Genomic DNA, 13,709 nt, shown 5'->3' with positions numbered 1-13,709 from the left:
CGAGGCAGATGAGCCTTTTCCCGGAAACCGTGGTGCTGTTGGCCGACGATCGTACCCCGATCGGTACGGCCGACAAGTTCACGGTGCACACAGACCAGACGCCCCTCCACCTCGCCTTCAGCTGCCACGTCCAGAACGCGGCCGGCGACCTCCTCGTGACCCGACGCGCCCTCGTCAAGAAGACGTGGCCGGGCGTGTGGACCAACTCGTTCTGCGGGCACCCCGGCCCGGACGAGTCCTTCGAGGACGCCATCGCCCGCCGTGCCGACCGTGAGCTCGGCCTCACCGTGCACAGCGTCGAGATGGTCCTGCCCGACTTCCGCTACCGCGCGGTCGACGCCTCCGGGATCGTCGAGAACGAGGTCTGCCCGGTGTTCCGAGCGGTGGCCGACGGCGACCCGCAGCCCGCCGCCGACGAGGTGTCCGAGTGGGTGTGGCTGTCCGAGGACAAGCTCCGCGCCGCCGTCACGAACGCCCCCTTCGCGTTCAGCCCCTGGCTCGGCTGGCAGCTCGCCGAACTGCCGCTCGACGCCCTCGCCGGTCGGGGGTAGGTTGGCCGACGGCCCTGCGCAGCGCACGGGCCGACGGACTGACGAAGGGCAGGTGAGGCGCGATGTCGGGTGACCATCACCACACGGGCCGGCCGTCCCTCGTGGTCCGTGCCGCGCCCGTGTCCTGATCTCCCCTGCCGCCGGGTCGTCCCCGGCAGGCATCGCGCCCGCTCGCCCTCCCGACCGAGGGAGCAGAGCATGGCACTCATCGACAACGCGGTGTACGTCGACGGCCGACGGGTGGCGTCGCAGCAGAGTCTGACGCTCGGCACGAGTGGCGACCTGTCGTGGATCGGGCTGCTCCGCCCGGACCCGCACGAGCTCGCTGCCGTCGCGGACGAGTTCGGCCTGCACGAGAACGCCGTCGAGGACGCCCAGAAGGGCCACCAGCGGGCGAAGCTCGAGCGGTACGGCGACACCCTCTTCGTGGTGCTGCGGCCGGCCTGGTACCGGCAGGACTCCGGCACTGTCGAGTTCGGCGAGGTGCACCTGTTCGTCGGCGCCCGCTTCGTCGTGAGCGTGCGGCACGCCGAGCGCCCAGACCTGGCCTCGCTCCGCGCCCGGTGCGAGGCGGACCCGGAGTTCCTGGCGAAGGGGTCCGAGGCGGTCACCGCGGCGGTGCTCGACGAGGTCGTCGACGGCTACGCGCCCGTCGTCGAGGTGCTGCAGGACGAGATCGACGAGATCGAGGACCAGCTGTTCGCCGGACAGGTCGACCCCGGGGTGTCGAAGCGGATCTACCAGCTGCTCAGCGAGGTCCTGGCCTTCCAGCGGGCGACGAAGCCGGTGCCGGCGATGGTGCGCGGGCTCCTGCGCGGCGCCGAGAAGTACGGCGTGGACGACGACGTGCAGCACCGGCTGCGGAACGTGCTCGACCACGCCCTGCGGGTCACCGAGCGGGTCGACTCGTTCCGGGCCCTGCTCGAGAACGCACTGACGTTGCACGCCACCCTGGTGTCGCAGGAGCAGAACGAGGCGATGCGCCGGATGACGAGCGCGAGCCTGGCGCAGGGCGAGGAGAGCCGGCAGCTGGCCCGGGCGGCGCACCAGCAGGGCGAGGAGGTGAAGAAGATCTCGTCGTGGGCCGCGATCCTCTTCGCCCCCGGTCTCATCGCGGGCGTCTACGGCATGAACTTCGACCACATGCCGGAGCTGCACTGGCGGTACGGGTACCCGGTGGCGATCCTCGCGATGCTCGCGCTGGCCGGGGTCCTCTGGGTGGTGTTCCGGAAGCGCAACTGGCTGTAGCCGTCGGCGGCGCCGGACGGGAGGCCCGTGGCGGCTCGCCACGTGCCTCCCGTCCGACGTCCTGGCGGCCCCCTCAGGTGGCGCGCATCCGGGAGCCGTGCATAATGATCTGGCTCGGGATGTGAACGTGCACATGGGCGTGCCGCTGACCCGAGCTGGGAGAGAGCAGCAATGGCGACCACGCGGGCACAGCAGCCGCGGTCCCCCAGCATCCGCGACGTCGCGCGGGTCGCGGGCGTCTCGCACCAGACCGTCTCGCGGGTGCTCAACAACTCGGACGCGATCCGGGCCGAGACCCGTGACCGGGTCCTCGCCGCCATGGAGGAGCTGCAGTACCGGCCGAACCGGGCCGCCCGCGCGCTGGTGACGAGCAGGACGCGCACCATCGGCGTCCTCACGGCACAGCGGTCGCACTACGGCCCGACCGTCACCCTGCAGGCGATCGAGGACGCCGCCGTCCTCCGGGGGTACTCGGTGACGACCGCGAACATCGCGGACCCGACGGACGCCGCGGTGCGGGACGGGCTCGGACACCTCCTCGACCAGGACGTCGAGGGCATCGTCGTGATCGCGCCGCAGCAGCGGGTGTTCGACCTCATCGAGGAACTCGGCGTGCGGACCCCGTACGTCACCATGCGGTCGAGCGTCGGCGAGGACCCGACGGCGCTCTGGGTCGACCAGATGGAGGGTGCGCGCCTGGCGACGGCTCACCTGCTCGACCTCGGCCACGAGTACGTCCGACACATCGCCGGGCCGCAGGACTGGATCGAGGCGGACGCCCGCATGCAGGGCTTCCTCCGTGAGATGTCCGACCGCGACATGCCCGTGCAGCCGCCCATCCTCGGGGACTGGACGGCCGACTTCGGCTACCACGCCGGCCGCGAACTGCTGCGGTGGCGGGACTGCACCGCCGTGTTCTGCTCGAACGACGCCATGGCGCTCGGCGTCATGCACGCGGCACGGTCCTACGGGCTGGACGTCCCCGGCGACCTGTCCGTGGTCGGGTACGACGACATCCCCGAGGCGAAGCACTTCTGGCCGCCGCTGACCACCGTGCAGGTCGACTTCGCCGAGCTCGGGCGGCGGAGCGTCGACATCCTGCTGCCGAGCGGTGACGACCTGCTGCGGCCGGTCGACATCGTCCCGCAGCTCGTCGTCCGCGGGTCGACCGGGGCGCCACGAAGCCGCTGAACCGGTCGGTCTGTCCCCAGCCCGAGGGGCGCACCGTCCGCTGCGCGCGGATGTTGCGCAGGGCGTTACCGAAACGGGACCGATCCGAATTGACAGCCCCGCCGAGCGTGTGCGTAGGATTACCTCCGTTCCTCGATGTGACCGTTCACATCGGCCGTCACACGAGGGACACCGGACGCGACAACGAAGTCCGCACGCACCCTCGTGCCCTTCGGATGCCGCAGCTGTTCCACCGAAGGACTGCCGCATCGCAGCGGCAGAAGGAGATGCACCGTGGCGTCAACCCCACAGGGTCACGACCCGATCGCAACCGGGCTCGAGACCCGATCGATCACCGCTCCCGAGACGATCCTCGAGATGCGTTCCATCACCAAGGAGTTCCCTGGTGTGAAGGCGCTCTCCGACGTCTCGCTGAGCGTCCGCGCCGGCGAGATCCACGCGATCTGCGGCGAGAACGGCGCTGGCAAGTCCACGCTGATGAAGGTGCTGTCGGGCGTGTACCCGTACGGCACGTACGAGGGCGAGATCGTCTACGAGGGCGAGGAAGTCCGCTTCTCGAACATCAAGCAGTCCGAGCAGGCCGGCATCGTCATCATCCACCAGGAGCTGGCGCTGATCCCGGAGCTCTCCATCACGGAGAACCTGTTCCTCGGCAACGAGCCGGGCCGCTTCGGTCGCATCGACTGGACCGCTGCCCAGCTCCGCGCGCAGGACCTGCTCGCCCGCGTCGGCCTGGCCGACGACCCGGACACGCAGATCAAGAACATCGGTGTCGGCAAGCAGCAGCTGGTGGAGATCGCCAAGGCCCTGCACAAGGACGTCAAGCTCCTCATCCTCGACGAGCCGACCGCCGCGCTGAACGAGAACGACTCCCAGCACCTCCTCGACCTCATCGTCGGGTTGAAGGCCAAGGGCATCTCGAGCATCATCATCAGCCACAAGCTCAACGAGATCGAGCAGATCGCCGACGAGATCACGATCATCCGCGACGGCAAGACCATCGAGACCCTCAACGTCAAGGCGGACGGCGTCAACGAGGACCGGATCATCCGCGGCATGGTCGGCCGTTCGCTCGAGTCGCGCTTCCCGGACCGCACGCCGAAGATCGGCGAGACGTTCTTCGAGGTCCGCAACTGGACCGTGCAGCACCCGCTCGACTCGTCGCGCCTGGTCTGCAAGGGCTCGAACTTCCACGTCCGCAAGGGCGAGATCGTCGGCTTCGCCGGTCTGATGGGCGCCGGCCGCACCGAGCTCGCGATGAGCCTGTTCGGTCGCTCGTACGGCACCTGGCTCGACGGCCAGATCTTCAAGGACGGCCGCGAGATCAAGGTCACGAACGTCCAGCAGGCGATCGACAACGGCCTCGGCTACGTGTCCGAGGACCGCAAGGCGCTCGGCCTCAACCTGCTCGACACCGTCAAGCGCTCGACGGTCGCCGCCGACCTGCGGAAGATCTCGAAGGGCGGGGTCGTCGACTCCCTCGAGGAGTACTCGGTCGCCGAGAAGTACCGGAAGATGCTCCGCACGAAGGTGCCCTCGGTCGAGGACAACGTCGGCAAGCTCTCCGGCGGCAACCAGCAGAAGGTCGTCCTGTCGAAGTGGATGTTCACCGACCCCGACCTGCTCATCCTCGACGAGCCGACCCGCGGCATCGACGTCGGTGCGAAGTTCGAGATCTACGGGATCATCCAGCAGCTCGCGGCCGAGGGGAAGGGCATCATCCTCATCTCGTCCGAGCTCCCCGAACTCCTCGGTCTCTCCGACCGGATCTACACCATCTTCGAGGGCCAGATCACCGCTGACCTCCCGGCCGACCAGGCCGATCCAGAAACGCTCATGCGCAGCATGACGTCCGCGCGGAAGGGCGCCACCGTCTCATGAACAACCTGAAGCTGCTCTTCGGCAAGGGCAACAGCATCGGCCAGTACGGCATGATCATCGCGCTCGTCGTGCTGCTCATCCTGTTCTCGATCACCACGAACGGGCTCATCCTCGAGCCCACCAACGTGATCAACCTGTTCCTGCAGTACTCCTACATCCTCATCCTCGCGCTGGGGATGGTCATGGTGATCATCGCCGGGCACATCGACCTGTCCGTCGGATCGGTCGCGGCGGTCGTCGGCATCGTCGTGGCGCAGTCCATGGCGGTCTGGCACTTCCCGGTGTGGGCGGCGATCGTCCTCGGCCTGGCCATCGGTGCCCTCATCGGCGCCTGGCAGGGCTTCTGGGTGGCGTTCGTCAAGGTCCCCGCGTTCATCGTGACCCTCGCCGGCCAGCTCATCTTCCGTGGTGCGAACCAGATCATCGGTTCGTCGACCTCGGTCCCCGTCCCGGAGGAGTACACCCCGATCGGCGCCGGCTTCCTCGGTGACTTCGGACCCGACTTCGGCTTCAGCAACGGCACGCTCATCATCGGACTGGCGACGATCGCCGCGCTGATCATCATCGAGGCCCGTGGCCGGGCCCGCCGCAAGAAGATGCACGCGGACGTCCCGCCGCTGTGGGTCTCGATCGTCCGCACGGGCATCCTGGTCGCCGTCACGCTCTTCGCGACCTACCTGTTCGCCGCCGGCCCGGTCGGCACCTCGGTCCCGATCGTCGCGATCATCCTCGGTGTCCTCACGATCGTCTACGGCTTCGTCACGAAGAACACGATCTTCGGCCGCCAGGTCTACGCCGTCGGTGGCAACGCCAACGCCGCGGTCCTGTCCGGTGTCTCCGCGAAGAAGGTCAACTTCTTCGTCATGATGAACATGTCGGTCCTCGCCGCGATCGCCGGCATGGTGTTCGTCGCCTACTCGGGCGCCTCGGGTCCCGCGGACGGCACCGGTTGGGAGCTCGACGCGATCGCCGCCGTGTTCGTCGGTGGCGCCGCGGTCGCCGGTGGTGTCGGCACGATCTCCGGCTCGATCATCGGTGGTCTCGTCATGGCGCTGCTGTCGAACGGCCTGCAGCTCATGGGCCTCGAGTCGAACCGGGTGCAGATCATCCGCGGTCTGGTCCTGCTCGTCGCCGTCGCCTTCGACGTCTACTCGAAGTCGCAGGGCCGTCCGTCGCTGATCGGCGGCATGATGCGGCAGTTCCAGCGCAAGGACACCGAAGAGAACACGATCGGCGCGCAGCAGCCGCGCTCGATCGAGGACCAGCCTGACAAGGTCACCCTCCCCTAGCTCGGCTCTCCCGGCGGTCGGGTGACCGACCGCCGGGACACCCGGTACGACCCATCCACCACAGCGGGGCTCCGGCCCCACCTCCTCAACGAAGAGAAAGCAATCACATGCGCAAGAAGATCGTCGCCGGCGTCAGCCTGGCGCTCATCGCGGGCCTCGCCCTCAGCGGCTGCTCGGCTCGTGGCAACACGGAGGCCGGCGACTCGGGCTCCGGCTCGACCTCGACCATCAAGAAGGGCGACCTCATCGGCGTCGCCCTGCCGGCCAAGACCTCGCAGAACTGGGTCCTCGCGGGCGCGGCGTTCAAGAAGTCGATCGAGGAAGCCGGCTTCAAGGCCGACATCCAGTACGCCAACGCCGGCAGCCCGGTCCCGGACCAGCAGTCGCAGATCTCGGGCATGGTCACCAAGGGCGCCAAGGCCGTCATCATCGGTGCCGCCGACGGTTCGCAGCTCGGCTCGCAGGTGAAGGCCGCCAAGGCCGCCGGTGCCACCGTCATCGCCTGGGACCGCAACATCCTGAACACCGAGAACGTCGACTACTACGTCGCGTTCAACAACTTCAAGGTCGGCCAGCTCCAGGCGCAGGCGCTCCTCAAGGGCCTCGAGGAGAAGAAGGGCGACAAGCCGTACAACGTCGAGATCTTCGCCGGTTCGCCGGACGACGCCAACGCCACCGTGTTCTTCAACGGTGCGATGGACGTCCTGCAGCCGAAGATCGACGACGGCACGCTCAAGGTCACCTCGGGTCAGACCACCTTCCAGAAGGTCGCCACGCAGGGCTGGCTCGCGCAGAAGGCCCAGTCGCGCATGACGGACCTCCTGGCGCAGTACTACACGGGTGACACCGAGCTGGACGGCGTCCTCTCGCCGAACGACACGCTCGCCCGTGCGATCCTCACCGCGACCAAGGCCGCCGGCAAGGACAACCCCGTCGTGACCGGTCAGGACTCCGAGACCGCGTCGATCCCGCTCATCATGCAGGGCACGCAGTACTCGACCATCTACAAGAACACCACCGACGAGGCCCAGGCCGCGATCGACCTGGTGTCCGACCTGGCCGCCGGCAAGGAGCCGAAGACCGTCGAGGACAAGAACAACGACAACGGCAAGAAGATCGTCCCCACCGTCGAGCTGACCCCGGTCCTCGTCACCAAGGACAACGCCGTCGAGGCCTACAAGAACGACGCGACGCTCTCCGAGCTCGCCAAGAAGGGCTGAGCCTCTCGGTTCCAGCAGAAGGGCCCCGTCGCGATCGCGACGGGGCCCTTCCTCGTTCCCACCGCGCTTCCGTGCGCCCGTGTGGAGGCCCGTCCTGCGCCTCCGGTCAGGGCGGGGCCGCCGTCGGGTCGCGTCGGTCAGCGCACCGCGAGCAGCGCGCCGTGCGGCCGCGGGCGCGGTGCACCTGCCGTCCGGGTGTGCGTCTCGACCACCGTGAAGCCCGCGGCGCGGACCTCGGCGGCCAGCGCTCCCGGCGGCCAGCGGTAGGCTGTCGTCACCGCGTGGCCGAACGGCTCCACGCGGTCTCCGGTGAAGAAGCCGATGAGCAGCCCGGCGCCCGGACGGAGGACCCGCGCCGCCTCCCACAGCGGTCGACCGATGCTCGTCGGGTCGTGGTGGATGAGCGAGTACCAGGCGAGCACGCCGGCGAAGTGCTCGTCATCGTACGGCAGCGCGTCGACGCTCCCCAGGTCGTACCGCGCGCCGGGGTGGCTTCGTCGCGCGTGCTCGACGAAGGCCGGCACTTGGTCCAGGCCGACGACGTCGAGCCCCCGGTCCGCGAGGTAGCCCGTCCAGTGCCCTGGACCGCACCCGGCGTCGAGCAGCGGGCCACCGCGCCCCGACGCCCACGTGGTGACGAGGTGGACGTCGGCGGGGTGCACCGACGCCATCGTCCCGAGCTGGTCCGCGTACTCGGCCGCTCGTCGTCCGTAGGCGTCGCGCACCGGGCCGGTGTCGGCCTCCGGCCCGGTGCTCATGGTCAGTCGCGCCGCTGCATCGCGGACAGCCGCTCGTTGTACGCGTCGAGCTCGGCGTCGCCGTCCCGCTCGGCCTGGCGGTCCTTGCGCTTGGCGGTGCGCTCGTCCGACCGCACCCAGTTCCGGACGACGATGAGCACGACGAACACCATCGGCAGCTCGGAGGCACCCCAGGCGATGCCGCCACCGGTGTGCTGGTCGTCGAGCAGGGCCGCGTCGTTCGTCTGCCCGAGGGCGTGGAACCAGTCGATCGCGTACACCGACTGCGAGGTCATCACGGCGACGCCGAAGAAGGCGTGGAAGGCCAGGGTCGCGAGCAGGGCGATGATGAGGATCGGGTACTGCGGCCGCTGCGGTCCCGGGTCGATGCCGACGAACACCCAGAAGAACAGGTACCCGCTCAGGACGAAGTGCACGATCATCACGATGTGCCACTCGTGGGACTGCATGGCGTACTCGAACGCCGGCGTGAAGTAGAACACGACGAGGGACCCGGCGAAGACGACGCCGGCGACCGCGGGCTTGGCGAGGAACTGCATCCACCGCGAGTGCACGAACAGCATGAGCCACTCGCGGGCGCCGCGGGAGCCGTCGTTGCGCACCGGCAGGGTGCGCAACGCGAGGAGCACCGGGCCGCCGAGCACGAGCGGCAGCGGGACGAACATCATGAGCAGCATGTGCTGCACCATGTGCGACGAGAAGTGGATCATGCCGTAGACGGCCGGTCCCCCGGAGGTCGTCCAGATGAACACGGCGCAGCCGACGAGCCAGGCGATGGTCCTGCCGACCGGCCACGAGTCGCCGCGCCGCTTGAGCTTGCGGACGCTCCACAGGTACCAGCCGGCGCCGACCAGGGCGAGCGCGAGCCACATCCAGTCGATGTGCCAGTGCGACAGGTAGGTCTGCATGGTCTGCTCGGGCGGGTACGGGTACCCGATGAGCCCGGAGCGGGTGTCGGCTCCGGTCTCCGGCGTCTGCGGGATCGGCGGCTGGCTGCGGGCGACGGCGACGGAGACGCCGATCGCGACGGCCATGAACACGATCTCGGCCAGGGCGAAGCGCACGAAGAGCCGGCGGTCGGTCGGCGCGCGGAGCAGCCCGGGCACGAGCTTGCGGCGCTGCAGGACCCCGGCGACGCCGAGGAGCACGAGGATCACGGCCTTCGTCGTGATGAGCCACCCGTACGGCGTCGTGACCAGGTCGAGCGGCCCGGTCAGCCGGAGCTGCGCGTTGACGATGCCGGAGAACGCGACGGCGGCGAACGCCCAGCCGGCGAGCGTGGAGTACCGGGCGACGACGCGTCCGGTGGCGCCCTTCGTCCGCGTCCGCAGGAGCACGACGGCGACGAGCCCACCAGCCCAGACGCACACGCCGACCAGGTGCACGGCGAGCGAGTTGACGGCGTTCGCATGCTCGAGGGACCCCGCGGCGTGGCCGGAGAGCGCGAGGGGCAGCAGCGCGAACAGCGACACGACCGTGGCGACGGCGAGTGTGGTGGCCCTGGTGGCGAACGCGGCGACGACGGTCGCGATGAGCACCGCCGCGGCGGAGACGACGAGCGACTGTCCGATCTCGACCTGGAACGCGAAGAGCATGAAGTTGCGGGCGAAGACCGGGCTCGTCAGCGGGACGCCGAGTGTGTTCGCGCCGGTCAGCACGATGCCCGCGACGGCAGCGAGGAACCACACCGACCCGGACACCGCCGCCCACCGCGCTGCCCGGTGCTGCACGGACGACATCGCGCCGTGGTCGGCCTTCTGTGCCGGCAGCGCGAACGCGGCGACGATGAGCAGACCGATCGTCAGCGCGGCGACCCCGTCGTGCACACCACGGGCTGCGACGAGGCCGAACTGCACGGTGTCACCGGCGGAGACGAGCTGCTGGTTCGCGGTGAACGCCCCGGTGATCGTCATCCCCAGGACCGCGCACGCCACGACGAGCGGCAGCGCGATCACGAGGACGGTCGCGACGGTGGACGTGCGGGTGGTGACGGGCGCGGTGTCCGGTGCCGGGCCTCCTGGTCGGGAGGCGGAGTCCGGACGACCTGCCGCGTCCGGGTGGGGCTGGGGTGACGTGACGGCCATACCTGTCTCGGGTCGGTTCCGTCCGCGGTCCGCGGACCCTCCATCGTAGGCGCGCGGGTCTGGACGCGCGAGGGCCGGTTGCTGGGCGGTGTCCCCGACTGCCGTCCGTAGCGTGGGGGACGTGACTCCAGGACAGCGCGACGACGACCAGGACCGGTTCGACCAACTGCTCCGCGCGATCGGCGAGGTCCTCGATCCGGAGCTCGACGTCCTCGACGCGATGAGCCGAGCGGTCGACGCCTGCGTGCGCACCACCGCGGCGACCGAGGCCGGCATCGTGCTGGCCGACCGCGAGGGTGTGCTGCACGTCATCGCCTCGTCGAGCGAACGGAGCATCGACGCGGAGGAGGCGCAGCTCGGCACCGAGGAAGGCTCCTGCATCGACTGCGTCCGGACCGGCAGGACGGTCGACGTGCCCGACGTGTCGACGCGCGCGTCCGAGTGGCCGACGTTCGCCACCACGATGCGCGAGCGCGGACTGGTCGGGACGTTCGCCGAACCCGTTCGCCTTCGGACCGCGACGATCGGCTCACTGTGCGTGTTCGCCGACCACGACCATGGTCACGACGACCGCGACGTCGTCGCGATCCAGCTCTTGGCGGACGCGGCCTCCGCCGCCCTGGTCCGGCAGCGTGACCCGGACCGCCTGCGCACGCTCCACGACCAGGTCGCGGACGCCCTGGAGGCGCGGGTGACGATCGAGCAGGCCAAGGGCGCCCTCGCCTACCGCCGCGGCGTCGAGATCGACGAGGCCTTCCGCGTCCTGCGCGACGGCGCACGACGGTCAGGGCGCGGACTCCGGGCCGCCGCCGAGGACGTCGTCCGCAGCGGCGGTGACCTGCTCGACGCCTCCTGACGTCGCGCCTCCTGACGGCGACGGGCCGACTGGCCGACCGTCAGATCGTGATGGTCCGCGCCACGACCTGCCGAGCCGTGTCGGCGAGCTGCAGCTGGTGCGAGCGCGCGTAGGAGCGGAGCAGGCGGAAGGCCTCGTCCATGTCGACCGCGTGCGTCTGCGCCAGAACGCCCTTGGCCTGCTCGATGACGACCCGGCTGTCCAGCGCCCGCTGCAACTGCGACCGGGCGACGGTGGCCTGCTCGAGCACCCGCTGCTGCAGGATGCTGATCGTCGCGACGTCCGTCAGGGCCTGGGCGGCGACGACGTCGTCCTCGTTCAGGACGCCCGGGTGCTCGCGGTACAGGTTCATCGAGCCGAGGGTCTCGTTCCGCAGCCGGAGCGGGATGGCGTGCACAGAGGCGTACCCGAAGGACGCCGACGCCTCGGCGAACCGCGGCCACCGTGCGTGCAACTCGTCGACGCTGCCGACCGAGACGACCTGGCCGGAGCGGTACGCCTCGATGCAGGGGCCCTCGTCGGCGTCGATCTGCATGATCCCGACCAGGTTGCTCCGCTCGCTCGTCGACGCGACGAGTTCGAGTTCGTCGGTCGGTGTTGCGAGCATGATGCCTGCCGCGCTGACGTCGAACAGTTCGGCGGCCTTGCCGACCAGGAGTTCGAGCAGCTCGATGACGTCGTAGTCGTCGACCAGGGTGTCGGCGAGGGTGACGAACGCCTCGACGAGGCCGTGCTCTCTGCTCTGCGCCATCAGCGTTCCTCTTCCTGTGCTGAGTCGGTGGTGCCCGGGTCGCGGAAGTCGATACGGCGTTCGATGACGCCTTCCGCGATCGCGTGCAGCGGCTGCCCGTCCGCGAACGCCCGCGCGCGCAGGACGAGCAGTGCCTCGTCCGGCGTGAGCCCGAGCTGGGCGATGACCATCCCGGTGGCCTGGTGCACGTGCCGACCGGAAGGCTGGGACACTGAGACCGACGGCGGGGTACGACCGTCCTCGACGTCACGCGTCGCCGAGGACAGGACCCGGAGCGCCGCCAGCCGGGCGAGCAGTGCGGCTTCGTCGAGCTGGCCGGTGGCGAGGGGGTCGGTGTCGAACCGGTACAGGGTCACGGCGCCGAGGTCGAAGGTCCCGACGGACAAGGGGAACGACAGCAGGCCCGCCCAGCCGGTCTCGCGCAGGGCCGCCTTCGCGGACGGCCATTCGTCACCGCCCGTGCTCAGGTCGTAGACCAGGACCGGGGACCGTCGGCGCAGCGCCGACCAACCGGGCCCTTCGCCGAGGAGCACCTGCTGCTCGTCGGACTCCGCGGACTTCGGGTCGGTCGCGGTGATCACGGAGCTGCCGAAGGGCGGCCCCAGCGTCGACAGCGCCGCCCCGCTGATGGGCAGGACGTCGACGAACGCGGTGGCGATCGCGTCGTCGTCACCGCTCTGCAGCCGGCGGGCCGCGTCGTGGAACGCGCTCACGGCCGTGCGCGCGACGGGCAGCGCGGGCCGTGGAGGGCGGTCGTCATGGTGGTCATCAGCGCTCCTGCTGGACGGTGCTGCAGCGCGGGGGCTGGGTGCTGAAGCGGATGCGTTCAGCCTAGTCGCGCGGACTCCGCCCACTCGGAGGTCCGTGCAGGTACCGTCCTTCCTGGTAGCCCCAGACCCCGGCCACTCGTTCACTCGCATCCCTGCGAAGAGCTGGAGTCCTCGTGCGCCTTCTGCACTCCCACGACCGCGTCGTCCGACGTGCTCGTCTCCCCCGTCGCGGCCGCGACGTGCTCGGCATCCGGATCCCGCGGTTCGCCGGTCCTGCCGTCTCCGCGCGGTCCGGCTGCGGTGCGACCCTGCACGGCCACCGCTGTCAGCGCGCCCTGGCGCACCGCGGCGTGCACGTCGTCGAGGTCGGTGACGTCCGCCTGCGCTGGGACGACCGCACGCCGCCGACGGACGACTGGGTCCTCGACGCGTTCGAGTCCTGAGGCTCCGGCCCCGCGGTCGGCCGACGTCACCGCGGGTAACGGCCCGACTAGGCTGCCACCGTGCTGCTCTCCGACCGCGACATCGCCGCTCAGCTCGACCAGGGCCGGATCGGCCTCGACCCGTACGACGCCTCGCTCGTGCAGCCGTCGAGCATCGACGTCCGGCTCGACAAGTACTTCCGGCTGTTCGACAACCACAAGTACCCCCACATCGACCCTGCCGAGGACCAGCCCGAGCTCACCCGCCTGGTCGAGACCGACCCGGACGAGGCCTTCGTCCTGCACCCGGGTGAGTTCGTGCTCGGGTCGACGTTCGAGGTGGTCTCGCTGCCGGACGACATCGCCGCACGACTCGAGGGCAAGAGCTCGCTCGGTCGTCTGGGGCTCCTCACGCACTCGACGGCGGGCTTCATCGACCCGGGCTTCTCCGGGCACGTGACCCTGGAGCTCTCGAACGTCGCGACCCTGCCCATCAAGCTGTGGCCCGGCATGAAGATCGGGCAGCTCTGCTTCTTCCAGCTGTCGAGCCCGGCGGAGAAGCCGTACGGGTCCGCCGAGTACCAGTCGCGGTACCAGGGACAGCGCGGGCCCACGCCGTCCCGGTCGGCGCTGAACTTCCACCGGGCGGACGTCTCGCGCCAGGGGTGACCCGCTGCTGACGCCGCGC

The 13,709-nt window shown here is 69.9% G+C and carries 13 protein-coding genes; 9 read left to right on the top strand and 4 right to left on the bottom strand.

Features of this window, described 5'->3' with window-relative positions; all coding sequences use genetic code 11:
* Nucleotides 1–8: 8 nt before the first annotated feature.
* The 6 genes from idi (at nt 9) to DEI83_RS10540 (ending at nt 7,380) form a co-directional block, all read left to right on the top strand.
* Complete coding sequence (idi, locus tag DEI83_RS10565) at nt 9–551, top strand: isopentenyl-diphosphate Delta-isomerase (protein WP_111081915.1); 543 nt, start codon at nt 9–11, stop codon at nt 549–551.
* A 198-nt stretch (nt 552–749) separates the two neighbouring features.
* Complete coding sequence (locus DEI83_RS10560) at nt 750–1,799, top strand: magnesium and cobalt transport protein CorA (protein WP_111081914.1); 1,050 nt, start codon at nt 750–752, stop codon at nt 1,797–1,799.
* Nucleotides 1,800–1,970: 171 nt separating this feature from the next.
* The gene (locus tag DEI83_RS10555; protein WP_111081913.1) at nt 1,971–2,990 is read left to right on the top strand and encodes a LacI family DNA-binding transcriptional regulator; all 1,020 of its coding nucleotides are present in this window, start codon (nt 1,971–1,973) and stop codon (nt 2,988–2,990) included.
* 357 nt (nt 2,991–3,347) lie between these two features.
* A complete protein-coding gene (gene mmsA, locus DEI83_RS10550) occupies nt 3,348–4,871 on the top strand; it encodes a multiple monosaccharide ABC transporter ATP-binding protein (protein WP_111081950.1) in 1,524 nt (507 codons plus the stop codon).
* The gene (mmsB, locus tag DEI83_RS10545) at nt 4,868–6,160 is read left to right on the top strand and encodes a multiple monosaccharide ABC transporter permease (protein WP_111081912.1); all 1,293 of its coding nucleotides are present in this window, start codon (nt 4,868–4,870) and stop codon (nt 6,158–6,160) included. The genes mmsA and mmsB overlap by 4 nt, the downstream gene beginning before the upstream one ends.
* A gap of 107 nt (nt 6,161–6,267) precedes the next feature.
* Complete coding sequence (locus DEI83_RS10540; protein ID WP_111081911.1) at nt 6,268–7,380, top strand: sugar-binding protein; 1,113 nt, start codon at nt 6,268–6,270, stop codon at nt 7,378–7,380.
* Nucleotides 7,381–7,517: 137 nt separating this feature from the next.
* Here the strand turns inward: DEI83_RS10540 and DEI83_RS10535 are convergent, their stop codons facing one another.
* Together DEI83_RS10535 and DEI83_RS10530 are read right to left on the bottom strand one after the other, a co-directional pair.
* Nucleotides 7,518–8,138, bottom strand: a complete 621-nt coding sequence (locus DEI83_RS10535) for a class I SAM-dependent methyltransferase (protein ID WP_111081910.1) — start codon at nt 8,136–8,138, stop codon at nt 7,518–7,520.
* A gap of 2 nt (nt 8,139–8,140) precedes the next feature.
* Nucleotides 8,141–10,222, bottom strand: a complete 2,082-nt coding sequence (locus tag DEI83_RS10530; protein WP_111081909.1) for a cytochrome c oxidase assembly protein — start codon at nt 10,220–10,222, stop codon at nt 8,141–8,143.
* A 121-nt stretch (nt 10,223–10,343) separates the two neighbouring features.
* Here DEI83_RS10530 and DEI83_RS10525 point away from each other — a divergent pair, with 121 nt between their 5' ends.
* Nucleotides 10,344–11,078, top strand: a complete 735-nt coding sequence (locus DEI83_RS10525; protein WP_146243304.1) for an ANTAR domain-containing protein — start codon at nt 10,344–10,346, stop codon at nt 11,076–11,078.
* A gap of 40 nt (nt 11,079–11,118) precedes the next feature.
* Here the strand turns inward: DEI83_RS10525 and DEI83_RS10520 are convergent, their stop codons facing one another.
* Both DEI83_RS10520 and DEI83_RS10515 read right to left on the bottom strand, forming a co-directional pair.
* The gene (locus DEI83_RS10520; protein ID WP_111081907.1) at nt 11,119–11,829 is read right to left on the bottom strand and encodes a GAF and ANTAR domain-containing protein; all 711 of its coding nucleotides are present in this window, start codon (nt 11,827–11,829) and stop codon (nt 11,119–11,121) included.
* A complete protein-coding gene (locus DEI83_RS10515) occupies nt 11,829–12,542 on the bottom strand; it encodes a GAF and ANTAR domain-containing protein (RefSeq protein ID WP_111081906.1) in 714 nt (237 codons plus the stop codon). Before DEI83_RS10515 ends, DEI83_RS10520 begins: the two co-directional genes overlap by 1 nt.
* 230 nt (nt 12,543–12,772) lie before the next feature.
* On the opposite strand from DEI83_RS10515, the gene DEI83_RS10510 reads away from it, so the two are divergent.
* Nucleotides 12,773–13,042, top strand: coding sequence for a hypothetical protein (locus DEI83_RS10510; protein WP_111081905.1), 270 nt, complete (start codon nt 12,773–12,775; stop codon nt 13,040–13,042).
* Between the two features lie 60 nt (nt 13,043–13,102).
* Nucleotides 13,103–13,690, top strand: coding sequence for a dCTP deaminase (dcd, locus tag DEI83_RS10505; protein ID WP_111081904.1), 588 nt, complete (start codon nt 13,103–13,105; stop codon nt 13,688–13,690).
* Nucleotides 13,691–13,709: the final 19 nt, after the last annotated feature.

The organism is Curtobacterium sp. MCBD17_021, assembly GCF_003234525.1.
Lineage (GTDB): Bacteria > Actinomycetota > Actinomycetes > Actinomycetales > Microbacteriaceae > Curtobacterium.
Note: the sequence above shows the minus strand (reverse complement) of the source record. Positions and strands in the feature narration are given on the sequence as shown.